Consider the following 26052-nt stretch of genomic DNA (forward strand, 5'->3'; position numbering starts at 1 on the left):
TGCGCCGCTTTGAAAAATTGCGCTTAGGCGGCTGGCCCGAGCCTTCGTCCGAAGGCTCGATTGCCTTGTGGCAATGCCTGCGCGAACCGCATAGGAACATCCGCGGAGGAGAATTTTAAAAACTGTATTTCACGAATCGGTCGTGCAGGACGCGGTTGCAACGAGGTTTGAAAATCCGCCGCGGTCCGGAATGCGTTGCGGAGCGTTCTGTTGACATGAAGCGCCCCTTCTCATGGCGCGCGCTGTCCGACTGGCGGAGTTTCGTCCATGCCGCATTCCATCGATCGATTCCGGCCCCGGTCCGGCTTCGTCCGGCGTCACGCCGGATTGATGACCGGACCGACGAGCGGATCTGCATCGCGATCGGCGTTGCCCGCCGCGTCCGCGGGCCTTGTCGCCGCCATCCTGGCTTTTTCGGCACCGGCTTTCGCGCAGGATGCGGGGGGTGCCGCCGTTCCGGCCCCGGCCGCGCCGCCGCTGGCGTCCGTCCTGCCGCCCAACGCCCCACCGACCTTCGCCGATCTGGCGGAGAAACAGTTGGACGCGGTGGTCTTCATCTCCACCACGCAGGCGCCTCCACAAAATGGTCCGCAGGCGGGACCGCGCGGACCGGAGCTTCCCGGCTTTCCACCCGGTTCACCGTTCGAAGAGTTCTTCCGCGAGTTTCGCGACCGCCAGCGCGGCCAGCCGCAACAGCAACAGCAACAACAGGCGCCGCGCCCCACGGCGGCGTTGGGGTCGGGCTTCATCATCGACCCGGCGGGCTTCGTGGTCACCAACAGCCACGTGGTGTCCGAAGCGGCGGAGATTTCCGTCACCATGCACGACGGCACGAAACTGCCCGCGAAGCTGGTGGGCGTGGACGGGCCGACCGACCTCGCCGTTTTGAAGGTCGACAGCAAGAAGCCGCTGGTCGCCGCCCCCTGGGGCGACAGCGAGGCGCTGCGGGTCGGCGACTGGGTGGTCGCCATCGGCAACCCCTTCGGCCTCGGCGGATCGGTGACGGCGGGAATCCTGTCGGCGCGGCAGCGCGACATCCAGCAGGGTCCGTACGACGATTATCTGCAGACCGACGCCTCGATCAACCGGGGCAATTCCGGCGGACCGCTCTACAACCTCAACGGCGAGGTGATCGGCATCAACACGGCGATCTATTCGCCGACCGGCGGGTCGGTGGGCATCGGCTTCGCCATCCCGTCCTCCATCGCGCGTCCGGTCATCGAGCAGCTGCGCGACCATGGGCAGGTGCGCCGCGGCTGGCTGGGCGTGCAGGTGCAGAGTGTCACTCCGGACATCGCCGAGAGCCTGGGCATGCAGGAGCCGGCGGGCGCCCTGGTGACCAGCGTGTCGCCGGAAGGCCCGGCGGGGAAGGGGGGCGTCCGGCAGGGCGACGTCATCACCCGCTTCAACGGTGAGTCCATCGAGCAGATGCGCGAACTGCCGCGCGTCGTCGCCGCGACAAAGATCGGGTCGGCCGTGCCGCTGGAACTGGTGCGCGAGGGCAGGGCCGAAACCGTCACCGTGACGGTGGGCGAGCTGGAGCCGCAGGAGCAGGTCGCGCTGTCCGGGTCGAGCGGAGCGCCACGTCCGGAGACGACGGTCGACACCAAGCAGCTTCTCGGGCTGACCCTGTCGCAACTGACCCCCGGCCTCCGTGACAGCTTCTCCATCAACCCCGACGTCGAGGGGGTGGTGGTGACCGAGGTTGGCGACGCCAGCGCCGCCAGCGAGCGCGGGATCGAGGCCGGCGACGTCATCGTGGAGGCCGGGCAGGAGCCGGTGAAGACGCCGGAGGACCTGAACCGCCTGGTCGACGACGCGCGCAGCCAGGGCCGCAAGACCGTGCTGATGCTGCTCAGCCGCGACGGCGACCTGCGCTACGTGCCGATGCCCATCGAAGACCGCAAGGGCTGAGGGCGGCCAGAGACTGTCCCCAGGGACGGTCCCAACCTTTTCCTCTACCGTTTGCCGGGCGGCGGGAGTAATTTGCCCGCCACTTGGCGAATGGGATTAATCCAGTGAGCGTAGATTCCGAGGGCCGTCCGCCCGTGCGGCTGTCGGTCGTGGTTCCGGTCTTCAACGAGGCCGAAAACGTCCTTCCCCTTCTCGAAGAGATCGAGCGCGCGCTGTCGCCAGCCGGCGTGCTGGGCGGCGCCTTCGAGGTGATCTATGTGGACGATGGTTCCAGCGACGACACGCTGACGCGCCTCGCCCCCGTGGTCGCCGCGGGCCGCCTGCGGCTGGTCCGTCATGTCCGCCGGTCCGGGCAGAGCGCGGCCGTGCGCACCGGGGTCAAGGCGGCGCGCGGGGAGTGGATCGCCACCCTCGACGGCGACGGCCAGAACGACCCCGCCGACATTCCCGCCTTGTTCGCCCTGGCAGCCAAGGGCGGTCCGGACGCGCCGGTTCTGGTCGGCGGCCTGCGCAAGAAGCGGCAGGACACGCTGTCCAAGCGGCTGGCCTCGCGCTTCGCGAACGCCGTCCGGCAGTCCTTTCTCCAGGACGGCTGCACCGACAGCGGCTGCGGGCTGAAGCTGTTCCGCCGCGACGCCTTCCTCGATCTGCCCTTCTTCGGGGCGATGCACCGCTTCCTGCCCGCCCTGTTCCGGTCGCACGGCCATCCGGTGGCCTATGTGCCGGTCAACCACCGCCCGCGGGAACGTGGCGTGTCCAAATACACCAACTGGCGCCGGGGGCTGATCGGCGTGGTCGATCTGCTGGGCGTCTATTGGCTGAAGCGGCGCACCGCGCTGTCGCCCGCGGTCGAAGACCGCTAACCCTCCTTTCCTCCGGACCAGTCACCGCCCGATGCTCGAACGCGCCATCGCCTGGTACCAGAGTCAAAGCACCGCCGACCTGATCTGGGTCGGCGTCGGCTTTTTTGCGCAGGCGCTCTTCATGATGCGCTTCGTCGTGCAATGGATCGCCAGCGAGCGCGCCCGGCGCAGCATCGTGCCGGACCTCTTCTGGTACTTCTCGATCGGCGGCGGGGTTCTTTTGTTGGCCTATTCGATCCAGCGGGGTGATCCGGTGTTCATGTTCGGACAGGGGCTGGGCCTCATCATCTATTTCCGGAACCTCTACTTCGTTTTGAACAACCGCCGGAATGGCGGAGCGGACGGCAACGCGGCGGGCACGCCGTGAGCGCGGCGCCGAACGCCCAGGCCGCTCGCCTGCCGGTGCTGGCCTATCTGGCGCTGGCGGTGATCAGCGCCCTGCTGTTCCTGCCCGGCTTCTTCGACCTGCCGCCCTTCGACCGCGACGAGGCGCGCTTCGCCCAGGCGTCCCACCAGATGCTGGAAAGCGGCGACTATGTGGACATCCGCTTCCAGGACGAGGCGCGCCACAAGAAGCCGGTGGGCATCTACTGGCTGCAGACCGCGGCGACGCGGCTGGTCGACGGGCCGGGCGGGATGCCGAAGGAGATCTGGACCTTCCGCATCCCGTCGCTGATCGGGGCGGTTCTGGCGGTACTGGCGACGGCCTGGACCGGGGCGCGGATGTTCGGCGGGACGGTCGGGTTCCTCGCCGGGCTGATGATGGCGTCCTGCGTCGTGCTGGGCGTCGAGGCCCGCATGGCGAAGACCGACGCGGTGCTGCTCTCGACCATCGTGATCGGGCAGGCCGCGCTGGCCAGCCTCTACCTGAACCGTCATGCGGAGCGGTCCGGCTGGGCGGCGCCGCTCGCCTTCTGGATCGCCGCGGGCATCGGCATCCTCATCAAGGGGCCCATCGTCCTCCTGGTGTCCGGCACCACGGCGCTGGTGCTGGCGGTGCTGGACCGCCGCGCCGGCTGGCTGAAGCGGCTGCGCCCGCTGGTCGGCCTCGCCATCGTGGTCGCCATCGCCGCGCCCTGGCTGATCGCCATAACCATCAAGACCAAGGGCGCCTTCTTCGCCGAGTCGGTCGGACATGACATGATGGGCAAGGTGGTCAGCGGGCAGGAGGCGAAGGGCCTGCCGCCCGGCTATTACCTGGGCACCTTCTGGGTGACCTTCGCGCCCTGGTCCTTCCTGGCGCTGTTGGCCGTTCCCTGGGCGTGGCGCCACCGCAAGGGCACCGGTCCGACAGCGGACGCCGTGCGCTTCTGCGTCGCCTGGATCATCCCGAGCTGGTTGGTCTTCGAGGCGGTGCCGACCAAGCTCCTGCACTACACGCTGCCGGTCTTCCCGGCCATCGCCATCCTGACTGCCGCCGCGGCGCGCGAGCATTTCCTGCGCCGCGCCGACGCGCCGCGCTGGGGGCTGTTCTCGGTCGCCACCGTGTTCGGGGCCGTCGGGTTCGGCGCCCTGACGGTCGCGGTCGCGGTGATCCCCTATCTGGTGGACGGGCGCGTCGATCCGGTCGCCGTCGCCATGCTGCCGGTGGTGCTGGTGCTGTACGCGTTGGCCGTACGCCTGTTCGCCCAGCGCCGGGAGACACCGGGTTTCGCGGCGGGACTGGCGGCGGCGGCGGTGCTGTACGCGGGGACCTACGGCGCGGTCCTGCCGGGAATCGACGGCGTGTGGATCAGCCGGCAGGCGGCGCGGACGGTCGCGGCGGTGCGCCCCTGCGCCGACAGCGTGGTCGCCTCCGCCGGCTATTCCGAGCCGAGCCTCGTCTTTCTGCTGGGGACGGACACGCGCCTGACCCATGGGGCGGGCGCCGCCGCCCATCTGGCGGAGAACCCGTCCTGCGGGCTGGCCCTGGTGACCGACCGCGAGGAGGCGGAGTTCCGCGCCGCGCTGAAGGATGCGGAGCCGGTTGCTCTCGGCCGCTTCACCGGCTTCAACTACAACACCGGCAAGCGGCTGATCCTGACGCTGTACGGCGCGGCGCGCCCCTGAACAAGCCGGAGTGGGGTGTCCACTGGATGGAGGGGGGCGGAGGGAGGTTGCGGGCTGAGTAACCCGCCTCCTCCCTGGACATGCGCGGCCGCATCCGGCGGAATCGGTCTTCCACACGCAAAAGGATGGAAGGCCGCCGTGTCATGCTTCGAACGATGACTGTAGCGACCCTCGCGGTGCTGGCCTTTGCCGCACCCGCCGAAGCGCAGAGGCAGGAATACCCCTCCTGGGTTTATGAGGAGATGGTCCCGACCGGCCCCCACATGCGCCGCATGGAGGAGGCCCAACCGATTCCCGGGGCGCGGCCGTCCCATTGGGGCGCCATGGGCAACGGCGAGCAGTTCCGCGCCGGCTCGCGGGGCTACGGCACCGATCCGGCCCGCGCCACCCCGTCCTACTCCCGGACCAATTCGCTGACTCCGCCGGTCCGCGACGGGCGCGGCGCGGCAACGGCGGCTCGGCGTGGCGGTGGTGGCGACAACGTGCCGGGCACCCCGCGCGAGGTGACGCTCAACCCGGAGTACAATTTCGAGCGGTAACCGCGGCCTCCTCGGGGCGCCACAGCCAGGCGGCCCCGCGGACCCCGCTCGAATCGCCATGAATGGCCCGGCGGACCGGCGTGTCCAAGCTGTCCGTGAACGCCCAGCGCGCGATCGCCGGGGGAAGGGCGGGGTACAGGAACCCTAGGTTCGACAGCCCGCCGCCAAGCACGATGACGTCCGGATCCAGCACATTGACGATGCCCGCCAGCCCGCGCCCCAGCCGGTCCACCAGCCGGTCGAGGGTGGCGCGGGCCGTGGCGTCACCGCGCTCCGCCAGCGCCGCGATGGCTTCCGCCGACAGGTCCGCTCCGGTGACCCGGCGGTGGTCGGCGGCGACGGCGGGGCCGGACACGAAGGTTTCCAGGCAACCGGACTTGCCGCAATAGCAGGCCGGGCCGGGCCGCTCCCCGTCGGTGGGCCAGGGCAGGGGATTGTGCCCCCATTCGCCGCCGATGGCGTTGCGGCCGCGCAGCGGACGGCCGTCCACGACGATTCCCGCCCCGCATCCTGTGCCGAGGATCGCCGCGAAGACCACGCCGCAGCCGGCCCCGGCCCCGTCCGCCGCTTCCGACACGGCCAGACAGTTGGCGTCGTTCTCGACCCGCACCGGCCGCTTGAGCGCCTCCGCCAGATCGCGGTCGAAGGGCTTGCCGATCAGCCATGTTGAGTTGGCGTTCTTCACCAGCCCGGTCGCCGGGGAGACGGCGCCGGGAATGCCGATCCCGACGGTGGCGCCCGCCGACCCCGTCGCGCTCTCCAGCCGTGCCACCAGATCGGCGATGGTCCGCACCGTCGCGTCATAGTCGCCGCGGGGGGTGGGGACGCGGACGCGGGCGCGCTCCTCGCCGGCCGCACCGAGCGCGATCCCTTCCGTCTTGGTGCCGCCGAGGTCGATTCCGATGCGGATGGCCGAAGGGGTGCCGCCGGTGTGACTCATGGAAAAAGGCCCTGAATTGTGGCCCGCGTCACAGACGGAGGCCGATGCTGTTGCAATACTGGGAAAGACCGGCAACCCGCAAGCCAAGCAACCGTCCGACCTTCCCGGCGACGGCCGCGCCACAGGCTGGGACAAATGGTCTTCGCTTGGGTGATATGGGTTGACCGTCTGTCGGGATCTTGTAGAACCAGCGTAGGAGAGGGCGTGATCCGTCGGATTCCGCCCGTCAATCAGGGCCACCGGAGCCGGACCAACGATGAATCGCCAGCGCGCCGCCCATCGCATTCCTTCCTTCACCTTGCGCAGCGCCGCCGCCGTCGGCCTCGCCGTGCTGTTCGCCGGCGCCGCGCTGCCGGCTGCCGCCAAGGAGGCGGCGAAGCCGGCGGCCGAGAAAACGGCTGCGAAGGCCACCGCGAAGCCGGCCGCCGCCAAGAGCACCGCGTCCAAGGCCGCCGCAACCAAAGCCGCCGCGGCCAAGCCCGGCGCCTGCTACAGCCGCGCCGAGCACGCCGCGGAGCAGACCATCCGCATGCACACCGAGATGATGGTGGTCGGGCTGACCTGCCAGCAGGTGAATCCGGACAAGAAGCCCTTCAACCTGTACCAGGACTTCACCGTCAAGAACCGTTCCCTGATCTCCAATTCGGAAGCGTCGATGATCGACCACTTCCGCAAGAAGGGGGGCGGCAACGCGACGCGGCAGTTCGACATGTTCCGCACCGAACTGGCGAACGAGGTCAGCCGCCGCGCCGCGGTGATCGGCACCGGGCTGTATTGCGCCAACTTCGTGGACCGCTCCAAGGCGGCGATGGACCTGACGGCGGACGACATCCGCGTCCTGACCGGCGATGAAAAAAGCGCCGGCCTGATGCATTTGTCGTCAAAGCCGCTGTGCGACGTCCAGGTCGTCAGCAACCCGGACGTGAACTACGACGTGGCCCAGGCCCCGGCCTCGCGCAGCGGCAGCGCGTCGTCGTCGTCCAAGTCGACCGGCAAGGCGACGGCCAAGGCCCCTGGAAAGCCCAAGGACCCGGCGAAGGCCCAGGTGGTTTCCGCCAAGCGCTGACCGACCAACATCGATGGTGATGCCGGAGGTCATAGGCGCTCCGGCATCATGCATCGCAGCAGTGGCACAGTTGTTGCGAAGCCCTCTTCACCACAGTGAAGAGGGCTTTTTGATGCGGTGCAGTCGCTATGGTAGAAAGCAAGCGCAAAGTTCACGGAACTGACATGAATCGATATTGCAAATTCTCGGAAAATTGGTATTACCGCAGATAGAGTGCGGGTTTGCCCTCTTGCTCTGTTGAGAGCCGCTGGGCTAACGTTCCGCTCACACAACAATCTTGGTCCCGCGCTCAAGAGCCCGGGTAAGCCAATTCGGGGAGTGGCACTTCACGTGACTGGTGTACGAGCGCGCTTGTCTCGCTCGCCGAAGCCTGCGCATCGCGCCGAGGCGAGGTAAGACAATGGAATACTTCCTTCAGCAGTTGATCAACGGCCTGTCGCTGGGCGCCATCTACGGCCTCATCGCGATCGGTTACACGATGGTGTACGGCATCATCGGCATGATCAACTTCGCCCACGGCGAGATCTACATGATCGGCGCCTTCGTGGCCCTCATCACCTTTCTGGCCATCGGGAGCCTGGGGATCACCTGGGTGCCGCTGGCCCTTCTCGTCATGCTGGTCGCATCGATGCTGTTCACCGCCGTCTACGGATGGACGGTGGAGCGCATCGCCTATCGTCCGCTGCGCAGCTCGCCGCGTCTGGCGCCGCTGATCTCGGCGATCGGCATGTCGATCTTCCTGCAGAACTACGTGCAGATCCTCCAGGGCGCCCGCAGCAAGCCGCTGCAGCCGATCCTGCCGGGCAACCTGACCCTGATGGACGGGGCGGTGTCGGTCAGCTACGTGCGCCTGGCGACGATCGTCATCACGATCGCCCTGATGTACGGCTTCACCCAGCTCATCACCCGCACCTCGCTCGGCCGCGCCCAGCGCGCCTGCGAGCAGGACAAGAAGATGGCCGGCCTGCTCGGCGTCAACGTCGACCGCGTCATTTCCCTGACCTTCGTCATGGGCGCCGCCCTGGCCGCCGTGGCGGGCATGATGGTTCTGCTGATCTACGGCGTGATCGACTTCTACATCGGCTTCCTGGCCGGCGTTAAGGCCTTCACCGCCGCGGTGCTCGGCGGCATCGGCTCGCTGCCGGGCGCGATGCTGGGCGGTGTGGTCATCGGCCTGATCGAAGCCTTCTGGTCCGGCTACATGGGCAGCGAATGGAAGGACGTGGCGACCTTCACGATTCTCGTGCTCGTCCTGATTTTCCGGCCGACCGGCCTGCTGGGCCGTCCGGAAATCGAGAAGGTGTGACGCCATGACCGCGATTTCCCTGTCTTCGCCGCGGGCCATCGCCTGGCCCGCGATCCTGAAGGAGGCGGCGATGACCGCCTTCGTCGCCCTTCTCCTGACGATCCCGCTGGTCGGCCTGCGCACGGTGGACCGTCCCACCGGCCTCGGGCTGGAAACCCGCTGGGACGAGGTGGCCGCCGCCGTCGGTCTGGTCTTCCTCGGCCGTCTCGGCCTCTGCCTGATCCGCGAGGGCCACGCCGTCACCGTCCTGGTGCTGGCCGCCGCCGCCACCGCGGCGGGCTTCTTCATCGCCATGCCGACGGAGGCCCTGCGGGTCATCCTGATCGCCGGCGGTGCCGTCATCACGATCCGCGCCATCCTGGCGATCCGCACCGGCCGCTCCAAGCTGTCGCAGGCGGAGCGCGACAAGCGGATGGACCACATCGCGGCGCAGGTGCAGCACGCCTCGCGCTGGCTCGGCCCGATCGCCGTCGTCGTGGCGCTGGCCTTCCCGTTCACCCCCTTCGCCGACCGCCAGCTTCTGGACATCGGCATCCTGCTGCTGACCTACATCATGCTGGGCTGGGGGTTGAACATCGTGGTCGGCCTCGCCGGCCTGCTCGACCTCGGCTATGTGGCCTTCTACGCGGTGGGTGCCTACTCCTACGCGCTGCTGGCCCATTATTTCGGCTTCAGCTTCTGGGTCTGCCTGCCGCTGGCCGGCTTCCTGGCGGCGATGTCGGGCGTTCTGCTGGGCTTCCCGGTCCTGCGCCTGCGCGGCGACTATTTCGCCATCGTGACGCTGGGCTTCGGCGAGATCATCCGCATCATCCTGATCAACTGGTACCAGTTCACCGGTGGCCCCAACGGCATCTCCGGCATTCCGCGCCCGAGCTTCTTCGGCATCGCCGACTTCACGCGGACCCCGGCGGAGGGCACGGCGGCCTTCCACGAGATGTTCGGCCTGGAGTTCAGCCCGCTGCACCGGATCATCTTCCTTTATTACCTGATCCTGGTGCTGGCCCTGGTGGTGAACCTGTTCACCATGCGCGTCCGCAAGCTGCCGCTGGGCCGCGCCTGGGAGGCGCTGCGCGAGGACGACATCGCCTGCGCCTCGCTGGGCATCAACCGCACGAACATGAAGCTGGCGGCCTTCGCCATCGCGGCGATGTTCGGCGGCTTCGCCGGCTCCTTCTTCGCCACCCGCCAGGGCTTCATCAGCCCGGAGAGCTTCACCTTCATCGAATCGGCGATCATCCTCGCCATCGTGGTGCTGGGCGGCATGGGCAGCCAGATCGGCGTCGTCGTGGCGACCCTTCTGGTCATCGGCCTGCCGGAAGCCTTCCGTGAACTGGCCGACTACCGCATGCTGGCGTTCGGCATGGGCATGGTGCTGATCATGCTGTGGCGTCCGCGCGGCCTGCTGGCCCACCGCGACCCGACCATCCTCCTGCACGGCCGTCCCAAGGGCGGAAGCGGCGGCCCCGCCGCGGGCACCGCCGCCGCCGGCGGCCAGGGCATCGCCGGGGGGAGCGCGAAGTGATGGAAGCGACAGTGATGACGGGTCATTCCATGACCACCACGCCCCTGCTGACGGTCGAACACCTCACCATGCGCTTTGGCGGCCTGGTGGCGGTCAACGACGTCTCCTTCTCCGCCAACAACGGCGAGATCACCGCGATCATCGGCCCGAACGGCGCCGGCAAGACCACGCTGTTCAACTGCATCACCGGCTTCTACACCCCCACGGTGGGCCGGCTGACGCTGCGCCACGCCGACGGGAAGGAGTTCCTGCTGGAGCGGATGCCGGGCTACCGCATCTCGCAGAAGGCCAGCGTCGCCCGCACCTTCCAGAACATCCGCCTGTTCGGCGGCATGAGCGTCCTGGAGAACCTGATCGTCGCCCAGCACAACAAGCTGATCCGCGCGTCGGGCTTCTCCATCGCCGGCCTGCTCGGCCTGCCGTCCTACACCCGGACGGAGCGGGAGGCGGTCGATCTGGCCAAATACTGGCTGGACCGCGTCCGCCTTCTGGAGTTCGCGGACTGGGAAGCGGGCAATCTCCCCTACGGCGCCCAGCGCCGGCTGGAGATCGCCCGAGCCATGTGCACCGAACCGGTGATGCTCTGCCTGGACGAACCGGCGGCGGGCCTCAACCCGCGCGAGTCGGGCGAACTGGCCGATCTGCTCACCTACATCCGCGACGAGCACAAGATCGGTGTTCTGCTGATCGAGCATGACATGAGCGTGGTGATGACCATTTCCGACCATGTCGTGGTGCTGGATTACGGGCGGAAGATCTCCGACGGCGATCCGGCCTTCGTCAAGAACGACCCGGCGGTGATCCGCGCCTATCTGGGCGAGGAGGAGGACGAGGAACTGCCGCCGGAGATCAAGGCCGACCTGCCAGAGGTCGCCAAGCGAGCCGAGGAGGGGGCCTGAGCCATGCTGAAGGTATCGGGCGTCCACACCTTCTACGGCGCCATCGAGGCGCTGAAGGGGGTCGACATCGAGATCGGGGCCGGCGAGATCGTCTCGCTGATCGGCGCCAACGGCGCCGGCAAGTCCACGCTTCTCATGACCATCTGCGGCAGTCCGCGCGCCCGCATGGGCCGGATCACCTTCGAAGGGCAGGACATCACGCAGATGCCCACCTACGAGCTGGTCCGCCTGGGCATCGCCCAGTCGCCGGAAGGCCGCCGGATCTTCCCGCGCATGAGCGTGCTGGAGAATCTGCAGATGGGCTCCATCACGGCCAAGCCGGGCAGCTTTGCCAACGAGCTGGAGCGGGTCCTGACCCTGTTCCCGCGCCTGAAGGAGCGCATCAGCCAGCGCGCCGGCACCATGTCGGGCGGCGAGCAGCAAATGCTGGCAATTGGCCGCGCGCTGATGAGCCAGCCGCGGCTGCTGCTTCTCGACGAGCCGTCGCTGGGCCTCGCCCCGCTGGTGGTGAAGCAGATCTTCCAGGCGGTGAAGGACATCAACCGCGAACAGAAGATGACCGTGTTCATGGTCGAGCAGAACGCCTTCCACGCGCTGAAGCTCGCCCACCGCGGCTATGTGATGGTCAACGGCAAGGTCACCATGTCGGGGACCGGCGCCGAACTGCTGGCGAACGAGGAAGTTCGCTCGGCCTATCTTGAGGGAGGTCACTGATGGACGGTGTTCTCGGGTCCTCCCTGCCGGTGTTCCTGGGCCTGACGGTCCTGGTGTTCGGCGGCTGCGGCGTTTTGACCGGCCAGACCCTGGCCGAAGGCTGGAAGCCGCTGTCGAGCGCCATCGCCTACTCCATCCTGCTCGGCTTGGGTGACCGGTTCCTGGTCTGGGGCCTGTTCGGTGGCCAGCTCCTGTCGGTGTATGGATTCGTGGTGCACACCCTGGTGATCGGCGCGATCACCCTGACCACGTACCGCATTTCGATGGCGCGCCGGATGGTGTCCCAGTATCCTTGGCTGTACGAGCGTTCCGGACCCTTCGGCTGGCGCGAACGCGTCGGCGGAACGCTCGCCCAGTGATTGCGAATTCCATGGGTCTGATCGGGACCAGGACGTGGGCGAAACTGTCGCACTTGGCGATGATCGGACTATAGTGGAACCTTGTCGGCACCGGCGCCCCCAGCCCTTGGGGGACCGGTGAAAAGGCCCCCGCGGGGCCGGCGTACGACTCATAACAGGGAGCCAACGAAACTATGAACTACAAGCTTTCCCTCCTCGTTGCGGTTGCGGCGACCGCTATGACCGCCTCGGTGGCGAAGGCCGACATCGCGGTGGCGACCGCCGGCCCGATCACCGGCCAGTACGCCACCTTCGGCGAGCAGATGAAGAAGGGCATCGAGCAGGCGGTCGCCGACATCAACGCCGCCGGCGGTGTCCTGGGCCAGAAGCTGAAGCTGGAAGTGGGCGACGACGCCTGCGATCCGAAGCAGGCCGTCGCCGTGGCGAACCAGCTCGCCAAGGCGGGCGTGAAATTCGTCGCCGGCCACTTCTGCTCGGGCTCCTCGATCCCGGCCTCGCAGGTCTATGCCGAGGAAGGCGTCCTCCAGATCTCTCCGGCCTCGACCAACCCGAAGCTGACCGAGCAGAACCTGAAGAACGTCTTCCGCGTTTGCGGCCGCGACGACCAGCAGGGCCAGATCGCCGGCAAGTATCTGCTGGAGAACTACAAGGGCAAGAACGTCGCCATCCTGCACGACAAGTCGGCCTATGGTAAGGGTCTCGCCGACGAGACGCAGAAGGCGCTGAACGCCGGCGGCCAGAAGGAGAAGATCTACGAGGCCTACACGGCGGGCGAGAAGGACTACTCGGCGCTGGTGTCCAAGCTGAAGCAGGAAGCCGTCGACGTCGTCTATGTCGGTGGCTACCACACCGAGGCCGGCCTGCTGGCCCGCCAGATGAAGGACCAGGGCCTGAACGCCCCGATCGTGTCGGGCGACGCGCTGGTGACCAACGAGTACTGGGCGATCACCGGTCCGGCCGGCGAGAACACCATGATGACGTTCGGTCCGGACCCGCGCGAGATGCCGGAAGCCAAGGAAGCCGTGGAGAAGTTCCGCAAGGCCGGTTATGAGCCGGAGGGCTACACCCTCTACACCTACGCCGCCCTGCAGATCTGGGCCGACGCGGTCAAGCAGGCCAACTCCACCGACGCCGCCAAGGTCGCCGAGGTTCTCCGCAAGGGCAACTACAGCACGGTGATCGGCAAGATCGGCTTCGACGCCAAGGGCGACGTGACCACCCCGGCCTATGTCTGGTACCGCTGGAACAACGGCCAGTACGCCCAGGTCAAGTAAACCGGGCGTACCATCCGTTCTCCTTCGGGAAACGAAGTCGCGCAAAGGCCCGGCGGGAAACCGCCGGGCCTTTTGCTTGTCGCGCTGTCCGGCGGGCGGATCAGAGAGCGGCGGTTTGCGCGGTCATCGAAGGAGGCATCGGCGCCGTCACCGGCGGCGATGTGGGAGGTGGCGCCGAAGCGGGGGAGCGCTCCGTCAGAAGCCTCTCCGAAGTGCGCATCACATCCCGCCAGAAGGCGGCGGCGCGCAGGTTGTTGGCAGCCGTGAGCTCGACGAGGCGGACGCGGCTGATGCGGACGGCGGACTCGCCCAGTTCTTCCACAAGGCGGGTCGCGAACAGGAGCACGTCGTGATCGATTTTCATGACGGCATCAACACGCCGGATCGGCGGATTGTTCCGCAGGTGCGAAGACGGTTGTTGCAGCACCGCTACAGCCCGGTTCCGGTATGCGTGGGACGCGCAACGGACACTCGCCAAACGGGGGCGGTTTGGTGTTTGAATGGTCGGCCGCACCCGCAGGGTTGGCGGGTTTGACGTTTTGGGTTTTGGAGATCGGATATGCGCAGAAAGCGCGAAGTCGTCGAAGGCCAGATGTTCCGCAAGTTGGGGCCCGGCGGAGGCATGTGGCAGGTGATCGCCATCCGCAAGGATGGGCTGGGCACGCAGCACGCCCAGCTGCAGCGGTCCGACGATCACAAGACCTTGAAAACTCTGGCGGTTTCCACTCTGCTCGATCCCGCGCAATTCGAGATGGTCGCCGAGCCGCAGGACTGAACCCGACGGCGGCGCCGCGTCCCTCCATTTTTTTCCATGAAACCGCGCAAGCGCCGCTCCTGCCGAAGGCAGGGCGCTTGCGCGCGTCCGGTCTGTTGGTCCTATGAGCCAATCCACCCCGAAAGTCATGCATTCCATCCAATGGGATTATGAAGAACTCGGCGGGCGATTGCTTCGATATCAAATGAATATGAAGACCAGACCGAACGTTCGGGTAATGCAGAAATGCAACATCCCTGCTCATCTTGTCGCAGAGCTCTTGTGACGGTGGGTGGTTGCTGTTATTTCGAACCCATGACGTTTCATCCGCCGACGGAATGCGGCGGGCTTGCCCGATGAAGGACGGCGCGTCTCAAGACGCCCGGGCTTCTTTACGGGTCGCTTCGACAGCCCCGGCAACGCCGTGCACAAAGGAAAGAAGAAAATGACTCTGCGTGGGATTCTGCTCGGAACGGCGCTCGCGGCGATGCTGCCGACCGCCGCCATGGCCGCGACCGAGGGCTTTTACGTCGGCGCCGGCGCCGGCGTGAACTGGACGCGCGACGCCGATCTGCGCTTCGAGAACACCCCGACGGACGCAAGCACCAGCTTCAAGCTGGGCGGCATCGGCGACATTTCCGCCGGCTACGCGACCGCCGCCGGCCCGCGCGCCGAACTGGAGTTCGCGTGGCGCTGGCGCAATGCGATCGACAGCACCGACAGCTCCAACGCGGCGGTGAACGGTCTGGGCGGCAAGGCCAGCTCGCTCGCCTTCATGGGCAACGTGCTGTACGACATCAACACCGGCACCGCCTTCACGCCCTACATCGGCGTCGGCGCCGGTATCGCCCAGGTCCGTCTGGATCTCGGCGGCTTCGACGACCGCGACTGGGTGTTCGCCTACCAGGGCATCGCCGGCGTGTCCTACGCGCTGAGCCAGAACCTGGCGCTGACGCTGGACTACCGTTACTTCGCCACTCTGGACCCGAAGTTCGATCTGGGCGGCCCGGCCGGCCTCGCCAGCTCCACCGTGAAGGGTGAGTACCAGAACCACACCATCATGGCCGGCCTGCGCTACACCTTCGGCGCTCCGGCGGCCGCCCCCGCGGCGGCCCCCATTGCTCCGGCGGCTCCGGTGCAGGCGCAGCCGCAGTCGGAGTATCTGGTGTTCTTCGACTGGGACAAGGCCAACATCACCGCGGCGTCCGACAAGATCATCGGCGACGCCGCTGCGTCGGCCGGTCAGGTGCGGGCGGTCAGCATCCATGTCATCGGCCACACCGACACCTCGGGCTCGCCGGCCTACAACCAGCGGCTCTCGCTGCGCCGCGCCGACGCGGTCAAGAACGCGCTGGTCGGCAAGGGCGTCGCCGCCAACCAGATCACCGTCGAGGGCAAGGGCGAGACCCAGCTCCTGGTGAACACCGGTGCGAACGTCCGCGAGCCGTCGAACCGCCGCGCGCAGATCCTCATCCGCGTGCAGTGATCCGGCGGGCCGCCGGTCCCGTTGGGGGCCGGTCGGCGCGATCAGGACAGGAAAAGGGCGTCGCCACCGCGGCGCCCTTTTCGCATCTGCGGCAGAAACACGCGCGGCATTGCGGAATCATGCATCAATTGTGGCATGAAACCTCCGGTCGGCGTATGAGGTTCATACCGGAAGCCGCACTTTGGTTTGAGACGACCGAGGCCGGCCCGGTCCCAGCGGACCCTGTCCCATCGGGTCGTTCCCTCCAGCCGCCTTCGCCGAAGCAGGGTTGTCATGCAGGTATTGATCGCCGACGATCACTCCATCGTTCGCAGTGGCCTGACCCATCTGGTCGGCGAGCTGGACGAACAGGCCAAGGTGGCCGCGGCGACCAGCTTCGGCCAGTTGTCCCAGCTTCTGGATCAGGGACCCTACGACCTCGTCATCATGGATCTGCGCATGCCGGGCCTCGGTGGGCTGGACGATGTGGAGGCGGTGGTGAAGCGGGTGGCGCCGGTGCCGGTCGTCGTCTTCTCGATGATCGACTCGCCGGACGAGATGCGCGCCGTGCTGTCGCGCGGGGTGCGCGCCTTCATCCCGAAATCCACCGACGACGTGCTGGTCGTGAACATCCTGCGGCTGGTCATGGCCGGCGGCTCCTACGTCCCGCCGGTGCTCGGCATGCCGGGACTCGCCCAGGCGCCGGCCGCCACGAAAGCGCAGGAGCCGAGCGTCTTCGACGGCATGACCCGCCGCCAGCTGGAGGTCCTGGACCTGCTGGCCCAGGGCCTGTCCAACCAGGAGATCGGGGAGCGGCTCGGCCTGAACCTGTCCACGGTCAAGACCCATGTCACCGGCGTGCTGAAGGCGCTGGGTGTGGGCAGCCGGACCCAGGCGGTGCTGCTGGTCAAGGAATCAGGCCGCGACCGTCTCGTGTAGGCTGCGGACCAGGGGAACCCCCACGGCGAACACCGTGCCCCGGCCTTCGACCGAACGAAGCTCCAGCGGATGCCCGAGCAGCCGGGCCAGCCGGTCGACGATGGCCAGTCCGAGCCCGATCCCCTCGCTTCGATCGCGGTCGGGCCGGTCGAGCTGGACGAACTCTTCGAAAATGCGGCGTCGGTCGGCCTCGGCGATGCCGCGTCCGGTGTCGTAGACCTCGATCCACACCGTGTCGCCACGGCACCGGCAGCCCATCAGCACGCCGCCCTGTTCGGTGTAGCGCACGGCGTTGGTCAGCAGGTTGCGCAGGATCCGCTCCAGCAGGAAGGGGTCCGTCCGCACCGACAGGTCCGTCGGAACGACGCGCAGCCGCAGCCCCTTGTCCTCGGCGATCCCGGTGAACTCCGCTTCCAACTGGTCGAACAGGGCGGATAGGGCGACGTCGGCGGGCTTCGGCTCGACCACCCCCGACTCCAGCTTCGAGATGTCCAGGATGGCGTTCAGCAGATCGTGCATGGAGCGCTGGGCCAGCCGCAAGTCCTTCACCAGCGCCAGGGCGCGGGGCTTGTCGAGCTGCCGTTCCAGCATGCCGGTGAACATGTTGATGGCTTGCAGGGGCTGCTTCAGGTCGTGCCCGGCATGGGCGAGGAAGCGCGACTTCGCCAAGTGGGCCTGCTCCGCCGCCACCTTGGCAGTGTGCAGCTCGGCGGTGCGGGCGCGCACCTGGGCCTCCAGCGTGACGTTGGTCTGCTCCAGCGCCTGGGTCATGCGGGTGATGTCCGCGAATTGGCGCTGCACCTGCCGGACCATCGGGCGGAAGATCACCAGCACCTCGGCGCACAGCGTCAGCAGCGTCAGGATCAGCGCGGCGAAGCCCAGATTGTGCAGGGTGGCGAAGCCGCGCTCGCCCGCCTCCTGATAGCGCGCCACCATGTCCTCCAGCCCGGCCAGAAGCGGGCCGAGCGCCTGATGGGTGACGAGGTCGGCCTCGGGCATGTCGGGGGGCAGACCGGCGGGGCCGGCGGCGATCACCGCGCGGAGCGCGGCGATGTGGCGGAGGACCAGATCGTTCAGCGGTTCCGGCCCGTTGAAATAGAGACGGCGCACGTCCTTGCCCATGGCCGGCCCCTCGTCGGCGCCGGTCAGGCGCCGGTGGGCGTTCTCGAACATGTCGGTCGCCTCGGTCAGCCGGATGGTCAGGGCCCGGCGCTCGGCGTCGGTCGGGGCGTTGCGGAGCTGCTCCGCCAGCAACGCGGTGCGCTGCGACAGCATGCGCTGGCGGCCGGAGATGTTCACCACCTCCAGCATGTCGGCGTGCTGGTCGATGACGCGCTCGGTCATGACGAAGCCAGCCAGCGTGCACAGCGCGATCACCCCGAGCGCCAGCCCGTAGCGAAGCGTCATCCAGCGCGCCGTGGTGTTGCCGATGGGGACCATGCCGTCCGTCCTTCCGGTGCGGACCTTGACGACGATCAAGGCCGGGTGGTGCACGAACGGTCAGTGTACCGCCATCGCCGATGCTCGGCATTCGCGAATGCAGCAACGGCAGCGCGCCGAAAAGGGAAGGGGGAGGGCGGCCACCATGGCGATCAGTCGCGCGGATCTGTTCCGGGGACGCTTCCGGTCCGAGAGCCTTCCGTCCGCGGAGGTCCAGCCGTCCCAAGCTCGGGAAGCGCGCATCGGCGCGGCGTGCCTGTCCTACACCGGGACCGATTGCCGGATGTGCGGCGACCATTGCGACCGCGGCGCGATCCGCTTCCGCCCGCTGGGGCGCGGCCGCTGGCTGCCGATCATCGAAGAGGGGAACTGCACGGGCTGTGGCGACTGCGCGGCCGTGTGCCCGGTCAAGGCCATGACCATGGAGGTGGTGGCCGCCTGACATCGCTGGCCGAGATTGCAGGCGGATTCTGGGAACGCTGTTTCTAAACCCTCTGTTGGTAAGGCGGTTTCATCCCCTGTCTGCCAACGGAGAGACACATGTGGTGGCGCAACGTAACGCTGGTCTACGCCGCGGCCTTTACGGCGATCGGCATACTGGGCTTCATTCCGACCTTCCTGTCCCCGCCCCCGGAAGGCATGACCCTCGCCGTCGAATCCTTTCACGGCTATCTGCTCGGGCTGTTCCCGGTGAACCTGCTGCACAACCTGGTGCATCTCCTGTTCGGCCTGTGGGGCTTCTTCGCCTACTTCTCCAGCCGTCTGGCCTCGCGCAGCTATCTGCGCAGCGTGGCGGTGGCCTACGCCGCCCTGACCGTCCTCGGCTTCATTCCGGGTCTGAACACGCTGTTCGGGCTGGTGCCGCTGCACGGCAACGACATCTGGCTGCACGCCGTCCTGGCCATCGTCGCCGGCTATGTCGGCTTCATGGTGCATGAGACGGAGGCGGGCACCGAGAAGCGCGCCGAGTGGCGGGCGTAATGGCCCGGAGGCCCGGCCGTCAGGCCGGGTCGTCGCCTTGAAAGCCGCAGGCCGCGAGCGCCGCGCGCATGTGGGGCGGAACCGGTGCCACAGCGCCGACCGCCTCGCGGGAGGGGTAGAGGGGCAGTGAAATGGCGCGCGACTGCAGATGCAGCGGATGCCCCTCCGGCCCGCCATACTGCGGATCGCCGAGCAGCGGGCAGCCCAACGCCGTGGCGCAATGCACACGAATCTGGTGCGTGCGCCCGGTGTGGGGATTCAGTTCCAGCCACGTCATGCCGTCGCTGCGGCCCAGCACCCGGTAATCGGTGACGGCGCTCTGCCCATCGTCGGCCACGACGATCCGCCAGCCGCCGGTCTTGTTGGTGACCTTCTTCAAAGGCAGATCGATGCGCCCCTGCTCCTCCGGCGGGGTGCCGGCGACGACCGCCCAGTAGGTCTTGTCGACCTTGCCATCCTGGAACAGCTTGCCCAGCTTGCGCAGGGCCTTCGGATGCCGCCCCAGGATCAGGCAGCCCGAGGTGTCGCGGTCGAGCCGGTGGGCAAGCCCCGGCGGTTTCGGAAAGCCGAAGCGCAGGGCGTCGAAATGGCGCTCCAGATTCGGGCCGCCGCCCGGACCGGCGTGGACGGGCAGGCCGGCGGGCTTGTCGATGATGAGCATCAGCCCGTCGCGGTAGAGAACGCGGGCCTGGATTTGTTCGGGTGTCATGATGCCTTAATGGACGAGTCGGTCAGTCTTCCTCATCCTCTTCAGGGTTCAGGACGGCTTCGTCAATGGTTGTCAGCACATCGGGCCGGATCGCGGCCAGGGCCAGCAGCACCGCCCGGACCGTTTCTGGGGCGTGGCCATCGCCCGCGACCGCGGCCACCAGCGCGTCGGTCACCGGCGGAGCCGCCGGGAGACGGCGGCGGATCGCGCGGATTTCCTTCTCGATGGCCTTGCGCTCCTCCGCCACGTCGTTGGCGTAGTGCGTCTGGTGGCGCATCGAGAAATCGTGCAGGCGGCGGTTGACGATCACCTCCGCGGCGAATAGGGCGCGGCGCTGGGCATCGGCGATCTTGGCGGTCAGGTCATCGGGCATGGCAGGTCCTTGAATGGCAGACACTTGCCCCCACCCTGACCCTCCCCCGCTATCGCAGGGGAGGGAAAAGGGACGGGCGTCAGGCCAGCTTCAATTCCTTGAAGAAGTCGTTGCCCTTGTCGTCGACGATGATGAAGGCCGGGAAGTCCTCGACCTCGATGCGCCAGATGGCTTCCATGCCGAGTTCCGGATACTCGATGCACTCCACCTTCTTGATGCAGTCCTGGGCCAGACGGGCCGCGGCGCCGCCGATGGAGCCCAGATAGAAGCCGCCGTGCGCCTTGCAGGCCGCGGTCACCTCCGGGCTGCGGTTGCCCTTGGCCAGCATGACCATCGAGCCGCCCGCCGCCTGGAACTGCTCGACGAAGCTGTCCATGCGCCCGGCGGTCGTCGGGCCGAAGGAGCCCGAGGCGTAGCCTTCCGGAGTCTTGGCCGGGCCGGCGTAGTAGATGGGGTGGTTCTTGAAATAGTCCGGCAGCGGCTCGCCGGCGTCCAGACGCGCGCGCAGCTTGGCGTGGGCGAGGTCGCGGGCGACGATCAGCGGGCCGCTCAGCGACAGGCGGGTGCGGATCGGATACTGCGTCAACGTGGCGAGGATCTCGCTCATCGGCTGGTTGAGGTCGATCTTCACCACCTCTCCGGCCAGATCGCCGTCGGTGATCTCCGGCAGATACTTGGCCGGATCGGTCTCCAGCTGCTCGAGGAAGATGCCGTCCTTGGTGATCTTGCCCACCGCCTGACGGTCGGCCGAGCAGGACACGCCGATGCCGATCGGCATGGAGGCGCCATGGCGCGGCAGACGGATGACCCGGACGTCGTGGCAGAAATACTTGCCGCCGAACTGGGCGCCGATGCCCATGGTCTGGGTCAGCTTGTGCACCTCCGCCTCCATGGCGAGGTCGCGGAAGGCGTGCGCGTCCTCACCACCCTCGGTCGGCAGATTGTCTAGGTAGCGGGCCGAGGCCAGCTTCACCGTCTTCAGATTCTGCTCCGCCGACAGGCCGCCGATGACGATGGCGAGGTGGTAGGGCGGGCAGGCCGAGGTGCCGAGATAGCGGATCTTGTCCTCGAGGAACTTCAGCAGCCGGTCCGGCGCCAGCACCGACGGGGTTGCCTGATGCAGGAAGGTCTTGTTGGCCGACCCGCCGCCCTTGGCCATGAACAGGAACTTGTAGGCGTCCTCGCCCTCCGCGTAGATCTCGACCTGGCCCGGCAGGTTGTTGCGGGTGTTCTTCTCCTCATACATGGAGATCGGGGCGAGCTGGCTGTAGCGCAGGTTGCGCTTCAGGTAGGCGTCGCGGGCGCCTTCCGACAGCGCGGCCTCGTCGCCGCCCTTGGTGAAGACGCGGCGGCCCTTCTTGCCCATGATGATGGCGGTGCCGGTGTCCTGGCACATCGGCAGCGTGCCGGCGGCGGCGATGTTGGCGTTCTTCAGCAGGTCCAGCGCCACGAACTTGTCGTTCGGCGAGGCTTCCGGATCGTCGAGGATCGCGCGGATCTGGCTGAGATGGCCGGGACGCAGCAGGTGGTTGATGTCCTTGAAGGCCTCTTCGGCCAGCAGGCGCAGGCCCTCCGGCTCGACCTTCAGGACCTGCTCGCCGTCGAACTCGACGACCGAGACGTGATCCGAGGTCAGCTTGCGGTAGGTCGTGTCGTCCTTGGCCAGCGGGAACAGAGTCGCGGCGCCGCGGGCGGGGCTGATGTCGTCGGGCATTCGGGGGGCTTCCTTCCTGTTTTTGGGTCACAGGCCCCGATGCGGCGCGCGGGAGCGCGCAAAAGGGCCAGGGCCACGCTCGCGCACCGTTATACACCCCTGCGCCCGCCGCACAACGGGAACGGAACGCCCTGCGGCGATAAGGAGAGGGCGTTGCTCCGGCCCGAAAAGAGTGCGGCCCGGCCCCAACGCCGAAGCGCTGGATGTCGGGCCGCAACAGTCCAACACCGGCAAGAGCTTACGCGGCGCTCTTGAACTGAGCCGTCAACTCCGGTCGACCCTCGACCACCGGTTCCGCCGGGGCGCCGGCCCATTCGGTGTGCGCCGGGATCTCCTCGCCCTTCATGACCAGGGTCAGCGGGCCGAGATGGGCGTAATCGCCGACGCTGGTGTCGTACAGCACCGTGGACCCGGCGCCGATGGTGACGCCGCGGCCGACCTTCACGCAGCCGACCTTCATCACGCGGTCCTCGTAGAGGTGCGTCTGGAGGGCAGACAGGGCGTTCACCGCGCTGTGGTCGCCGACCGACACGCAGTCGAACTCCGTGATGTCGGTGGTGTCCATGAACACGCCCTCGCCGAACTTCGTGCCGAACAGGCGCAGCACCCAGGGCAGCATCGGGGTGCCGCGCAGATGGTCGAGCAGCACCTTGCCGGCGAGGCCCCAGTAGAGCACCGCCACCGCTTCGGTCTTCATCGCCCACCAGGACCACATCGGCTTCACGGTCGGCGTGTAGCGGCCCATCAGCAGCCACTTCACCAGGATGACCACGGCCACCATCGCGACCGGGATGGCGACGCTGACGCCCAGGAACTGCGCCAGGAAGGCGCCGTAGCGCTGCTCCAGGATGGCCGGGGCAAACAGCTCGACGGCCAGCGTGCCGAAGGTGATGAACAGCATCGTCGGCATCGACAGGCTGAAGGCCTCGAACACCGCGCGGCCCAGGCGGCGGGCCTTGGAGGGCTCGTAGGTCCAGTTGGCGCCGACCCCGTCGAAGCGCTGGCGCACCGGCAGCTTGATCGGCGGGCTGCCGAACCACGTCTCACCGGCGGACATCGCCTCGTTGGCGGGCGGCTTCGACTTGATGCCGATCAGCGAGCCGGTGGGGATGCAGGCGCCTGCCGGAACCACCGCGTCGTTGCCGACGAACACGCGCGCCTCGGTCTTCACCGGCTTCAGGAACATCCAGCCGCGGCGGATGTCCTCGTCGCCCAGCACCACCTCGTCGGCGATGAAGCACTTCTCGCCGATCTCCACGAGGTCGTAGCGCCCGGCGAGGTTGGTGGAGATTTCGGCGTCCTTGCCGATCTTGGCGCCCATCAGTCGGTACCACGCCCGCATGTAGACCGTGGCGTAGAGCGAGCTGAGCGTGTCCAGCATCACCTCGGTGGACAGTGCCACCATCCATTTGCGCAGGTAGAAGCCGCTGTGCACCGAGTAGGTGCCGGCCTCGACGCGCGGCAGGACGATCCAGCGCACCGCGGCGATCATGCAGACCGTCACCGCGACCAGCGCCATGGCGGTCGGCCAGGCGATCAGCGGCAGGTAATAGAGGTAGCTGACGCCGAACACCGACCCCAGCACCCCATCCAGATTGTCGAACAGGTAGAAGGCCGGGAAGATCGGCATCAGCGAGATCGGCGGCAGGGCCAGCAGCATCGCCGTGTAGAAGGCGGCGTTCAGCCCGCGGCGCAGCCGTCCGGCGGTCGCCGGGGTGGGCAGCTCCGCCCGGTCGACGCTGCCGACGCGGCGGGCGGGCGAGCCGTCCCAGCGTTCATAGGCGCCGGTGCGGGCGCCGGCGGGCAGGGCGGTCAGGTCGGCCAGCTCCGTGCCGGGACCGACCACCGCGTCCATGCCGATGACGCAGGAGGTGCCGACATAGGCGTCCGCGCCGATCTCCACCGCGCCGATGACCAGCTCGTTGCCGATCACCTCGGCGTTCGCCAGCTTCACCTTGCCGCCGATGGAGGCGCCGGCCCCGATGGTCACGAGATCGATGGCCCCGGACTCGAACTCGCCGATCAGCGCCTCGTCGCCCACCTTGGCACCGAGCGCGCGCAGGAGGACCCGCATGACGGGTGAGCCCTGAAACCACTTCAGATGGACGAGGCTGATGAAGCGCTGCGCCAGCCACCAGCGGTAATAGTAGGCGCCCCACAGCGGGTAGCGGCCGGGCTTCGTCCGGCCGATGACCAACCATTTGGCGGCGACGGCGATCACCACCGTGGCGGCGTTGATGACCATGTAGACGCCGAGCAGCGTGACGATTTCCTGGAGGAAATTGGCGTCCTCGCCCGACAGCAGCATGTAGCTGACGAAGACGCCCAACCACTGCGCCGTCATCAGCGCCAGGATGAAGGGCAGGGCCGCCGCCTGCGCGGCGCCGCAGAGGAAGCGGCGCAGCAGGGGAGGCGGCGTGAAGGAACGGTCCTTGCGCTCCGCCTCGCCGCCGTTGCCGCCGCGCGGCGCGCGGGCGTCCAGCCGCTCGGCCATGGCGCGCAGGCTGCGGGCGCCGTAAACGTCCTGCAGGGTCAGCCCGTCGAGATGCCGGGTTTCCCGCACCGCCGACACGAACCGCGCGGCGAGCAGCGAATGCCCGCCCAGATCCATGAAGAAGTCGGCCTCCAGCGGCACCGCCTGACCGGGGAAGACGCGCTTGGCGGCCTCCAGAAGGGCGGCCTCCGTCGGGGTCTGCGGCTCGTCCTGCTCGCCGGGGCCGGTGTCGTCGGTCAGCGGCGCGGCCTGCAGCGCCTTGCGGTCGGCCTTGCCGGAGGTCAGGCGGGGCAGCCGGTCGGTCACCTCGAAGTGCGACGGCACCATGTAGCTCGGCAACTGGGCGCGCAGCTGGTCGCGCAGCGCCGACTTGTCCAGCGCGGCGCCGGCTTGCGGCACCAGGAAGGCGACCAGACGGTCCAGCCCGTTGTCGTTGCGCAGAACGACGGTGGCTTGGCTCACGCCGGCCATGCCGGTCAGCTTCGCCTCGATCTCGCCCAACTCCAGCCGGAAGCCGCGGATCTTCACCTGATCGTCGATGCGGCCGTGGAACAGCAGGTTGCCGTTGGAATCGACGCTCACCGCGTCGCCGGAGCGGTAGAGCAGCGGGTCGTTGCCGTGGATGGCAAAGCTGTTGCGGATGAACTTCTCGGCGGTCAGCTCCGGGCGCCCCAGGTAGCCCTGGGCCACGCCCGGCCCGCCGATCAGCAGCTCGCCCTGGGTGCCGGGGGCGACCAGCGCCATCGCCTCGTCCACCACATAGCAGCTGTAGTTGGGGATCGGCCGGCCAATGGTGACCGGCTCGTCCGGGCGCACCTCTGCCACCGTGGCGACAACGGTCGCCTCGGTCGGGCCGTAGCTGTTGAAGATGGTCCGGCCCGGACGGCACCAGCGCGCGGCCACCGCGGGCGGGCAGGCCTCGCCGCCCAGGATGACGACGCGCAGGCTCGGCACGTCCTTGGGCAGCATGGCGAGCAGGGTCGGCACAGTGTCCAGCACGGTGATGCCGGCGTCGTTCAGGACATCGGCCAGCCGGTCGGCCTCGTCCAGCACCTGCCGGCTCGCCACCCAAAGCGTCGCGCCGACCAGATACGGCACGAAGATCTCCTCGAGCGACAGGTCGAAGGCCACCGAGGCGCCCTGGAAAGCGACATCCTCGCCGGTGATCCCGTACAGGCTGTTGGCCGCGCGCAGGTAGTGGCAGATGTTGGCGTGGCTGATGACGATGCCCTTGGGCTTGCCGGTCGAGCCCGAGGTGTAGATCGCGTAGGCCGGATGATCGCGGGTGACGCCATCCGCGCGCAGGTCGGGCGCGCGTTCATCATCCGAAGCCAGATCCTCCAACCGCAGCGCCGGCACCGCAAGCCCGGCCGCCTTCGACGCGGTCACGGCGTCCACCAGGATGGCGGGCGCGGAGCAGTCGGCTAGGCTGACCGCCACGCGTTCGGCGGGCGCGTCGGCGTCGAAGGGCAGATAGGCCGCCCCGGCCTTCAGGATGCCGAGCAGCGCCACATGCAGGTCGAGCGACCGCGTCATCCACAGGCCGACGAAGCTCCCCGGACCATAGCCGCGCGCGCGCAGCGCGTTGGCGACACGGTTCGCCCGAGCCTCCAGTTCCCCGTAGCTGACGCGGCGCCCGTCGAACAGGATCGCCGTCCGCTCCGGAGCGGTGCGTGCGGTGTCGGCGAAGAGGTCGGGCAGCAGTTCGTCGCGCAGCAGTTCCGGCATCGCGCGGCCT

Annotated in this window: 24 protein-coding genes; 17 read left to right on the forward strand and 7 right to left on the reverse strand. The window is 68.0% G+C overall.

The window, feature by feature from the left end; all coding sequences use genetic code 11:
* Positions 1-330: 330 nt before the first annotated feature.
* The 5 genes from D3869_RS00175 (at position 331) to D3869_RS00195 (ending at position 5365) form a co-directional block, all read left to right on the forward strand.
* A complete protein-coding gene (locus D3869_RS00175; protein WP_137140517.1) occupies positions 331-1914 on the forward strand; it encodes a Do family serine endopeptidase in 1584 nt (527 codons plus the stop codon).
* Positions 1915-2018: 104 nt separating this feature from the next.
* On the forward strand, positions 2019-2777 hold the full coding sequence (locus tag D3869_RS00180) for a glycosyltransferase family 2 protein (protein ID WP_014240341.1): 759 nt from the start codon (positions 2019-2021) through the stop codon (positions 2775-2777).
* A gap of 31 nt (positions 2778-2808) precedes the next feature.
* Positions 2809-3144: a lipid-A-disaccharide synthase N-terminal domain-containing protein gene (locus D3869_RS00185; RefSeq protein ID WP_014240342.1), complete on the forward strand. Its 336-nt coding sequence runs from the start codon at positions 2809-2811 to the stop codon at positions 3142-3144.
* The gene (locus D3869_RS00190) at positions 3141-4826 is read left to right on the forward strand and encodes an ArnT family glycosyltransferase (RefSeq protein WP_137138458.1); all 1686 of its coding nucleotides are present in this window, start codon (positions 3141-3143) and stop codon (positions 4824-4826) included. Before D3869_RS00185 ends, D3869_RS00190 begins: the two co-directional genes overlap by 4 nt.
* A gap of 155 nt (positions 4827-4981) precedes the next feature.
* Positions 4982-5365: a hypothetical protein gene (locus tag D3869_RS00195; protein ID WP_175426363.1), complete on the forward strand. Its 384-nt coding sequence runs from the start codon at positions 4982-4984 to the stop codon at positions 5363-5365.
* Here the strand turns inward: D3869_RS00195 and D3869_RS00200 are convergent.
* Complete coding sequence (locus tag D3869_RS00200; RefSeq protein ID WP_137138460.1) at positions 5337-6305, reverse strand: ROK family protein; 969 nt, start codon at positions 6303-6305, stop codon at positions 5337-5339. The two genes, D3869_RS00195 and D3869_RS00200, sit on opposite strands and share 29 nt — an antisense overlap.
* Before the next feature lie 256 nt (positions 6306-6561).
* Here D3869_RS00200 and D3869_RS00205 point away from each other — a divergent pair, with 256 nt between their 5' ends.
* The 7 genes from D3869_RS00205 to D3869_RS00235 all read left to right on the forward strand — a co-directional run bounded on the left by D3869_RS00205 (position 6562) and on the right by D3869_RS00235 (position 13445).
* Entirely contained in the window at positions 6562-7371 is an 810-nt protein-coding gene (locus D3869_RS00205) for a hypothetical protein (protein WP_137138461.1), read from the forward strand.
* Between the two features lie 400 nt (positions 7372-7771).
* The gene (locus D3869_RS00210) at positions 7772-8677 is read left to right on the forward strand and encodes a branched-chain amino acid ABC transporter permease (protein ID WP_014240349.1); all 906 of its coding nucleotides are present in this window, start codon (positions 7772-7774) and stop codon (positions 8675-8677) included.
* 4 nt (positions 8678-8681) lie between these two features.
* Entirely contained in the window at positions 8682-10199 is a 1518-nt protein-coding gene (gene livM / locus D3869_RS00215) for a high-affinity branched-chain amino acid ABC transporter permease LivM (protein ID WP_137138462.1), read from the forward strand.
* A gap of 14 nt (positions 10200-10213) precedes the next feature.
* Positions 10214-11098, forward strand: a complete 885-nt coding sequence (locus D3869_RS00220) for an ABC transporter ATP-binding protein (protein ID WP_137138463.1) — start codon at positions 10214-10216, stop codon at positions 11096-11098.
* 3 nt (positions 11099-11101) lie between these two features.
* Positions 11102-11812 (forward strand): ABC transporter ATP-binding protein, encoded by a 711-nt coding sequence (locus D3869_RS00225; protein WP_014240352.1) that lies wholly within the window; start codon positions 11102-11104, stop codon positions 11810-11812.
* Entirely contained in the window at positions 11812-12171 is a 360-nt protein-coding gene (locus tag D3869_RS00230; RefSeq protein ID WP_035673562.1) for a DUF6867 family protein, read from the forward strand. The genes D3869_RS00225 and D3869_RS00230 overlap by 1 nt, the downstream gene beginning before the upstream one ends.
* Before the next feature lie 173 nt (positions 12172-12344).
* The gene (locus D3869_RS00235; RefSeq protein ID WP_094306309.1) at positions 12345-13445 is read left to right on the forward strand and encodes a branched-chain amino acid ABC transporter substrate-binding protein; all 1101 of its coding nucleotides are present in this window, start codon (positions 12345-12347) and stop codon (positions 13443-13445) included.
* 100 nt (positions 13446-13545) lie between these two features.
* Here D3869_RS00235 and D3869_RS00240 read toward each other — a convergent pair whose 3' ends face one another.
* Positions 13546-13872 (reverse strand): hypothetical protein, encoded by a 327-nt coding sequence (locus tag D3869_RS00240; protein WP_247895663.1) that lies wholly within the window; start codon positions 13870-13872, stop codon positions 13546-13548.
* A 132-nt stretch (positions 13873-14004) separates the two neighbouring features.
* Here D3869_RS00240 and D3869_RS00245 point away from each other — a divergent pair, with 132 nt between their 5' ends.
* The 3 genes from D3869_RS00245 to D3869_RS00255 all read left to right on the forward strand — a co-directional run bounded on the left by D3869_RS00245 (position 14005) and on the right by D3869_RS00255 (position 16603).
* Positions 14005-14220, forward strand: a complete 216-nt coding sequence (locus tag D3869_RS00245; protein WP_175426364.1) for a hypothetical protein — start codon at positions 14005-14007, stop codon at positions 14218-14220.
* A 424-nt stretch (positions 14221-14644) separates the two neighbouring features.
* Complete coding sequence (locus D3869_RS00250; RefSeq protein ID WP_137138465.1) at positions 14645-15685, forward strand: OmpA family protein; 1041 nt, start codon at positions 14645-14647, stop codon at positions 15683-15685.
* Between the two features lie 273 nt (positions 15686-15958).
* Positions 15959-16603 carry a response regulator transcription factor gene (locus tag D3869_RS00255; RefSeq protein ID WP_137138466.1) on the forward strand — a complete coding sequence of 215 codons (645 nt, stop codon included), beginning with the start codon at positions 15959-15961 and terminating at the stop codon, positions 16601-16603.
* Here the strand turns inward: D3869_RS00255 and D3869_RS00260 are convergent.
* A complete protein-coding gene (locus D3869_RS00260) occupies positions 16580-18043 on the reverse strand; it encodes an ATP-binding protein (protein ID WP_137138467.1) in 1464 nt (487 codons plus the stop codon). The two genes, D3869_RS00255 and D3869_RS00260, sit on opposite strands and share 24 nt — an antisense overlap.
* Positions 18044-18188: 145 nt before the next feature.
* Between D3869_RS00260 and D3869_RS00265 the strand changes: the two genes are divergently transcribed.
* Positions 18189-18485, forward strand: a complete 297-nt coding sequence (locus D3869_RS00265; protein WP_175426365.1) for a 4Fe-4S dicluster domain-containing protein — start codon at positions 18189-18191, stop codon at positions 18483-18485.
* A 98-nt stretch (positions 18486-18583) separates the two neighbouring features.
* A complete protein-coding gene (locus tag D3869_RS00270) occupies positions 18584-19024 on the forward strand; it encodes a DUF4383 domain-containing protein (protein WP_137138469.1) in 441 nt (146 codons plus the stop codon).
* Positions 19025-19043: 19 nt separating this feature from the next.
* On the opposite strand, the gene D3869_RS00275 is transcribed toward D3869_RS00270, so the two are convergent.
* The 4 genes from D3869_RS00275 to D3869_RS00290 form a co-directional block, all read right to left on the reverse strand.
* Positions 19044-19733: an RluA family pseudouridine synthase gene (locus D3869_RS00275; protein ID WP_137138470.1), complete on the reverse strand. Its 690-nt coding sequence runs from the start codon at positions 19731-19733 to the stop codon at positions 19044-19046.
* Between the two features lie 22 nt (positions 19734-19755).
* Positions 19756-20106: a hypothetical protein gene (locus D3869_RS00280; protein ID WP_137138471.1), complete on the reverse strand. Its 351-nt coding sequence runs from the start codon at positions 20104-20106 to the stop codon at positions 19756-19758.
* Positions 20107-20185: 79 nt separating this feature from the next.
* Entirely contained in the window at positions 20186-21820 is a 1635-nt protein-coding gene (locus tag D3869_RS00285) for a fumarate hydratase (RefSeq protein WP_137138472.1), read from the reverse strand.
* A 238-nt stretch (positions 21821-22058) separates the two neighbouring features.
* Entirely contained in the window at positions 22059-26042 is a 3984-nt protein-coding gene (locus tag D3869_RS00290) for a Pls/PosA family non-ribosomal peptide synthetase (protein ID WP_137138473.1), read from the reverse strand.
* Between the last annotated feature and the right edge of the window lie 10 nt (positions 26043-26052).

Origin of the sequence: Azospirillum brasilense (genome assembly GCF_005222205.1) — a bacterium.
GTDB lineage: Bacteria > Pseudomonadota > Alphaproteobacteria > Azospirillales > Azospirillaceae > Azospirillum > Azospirillum brasilense_G.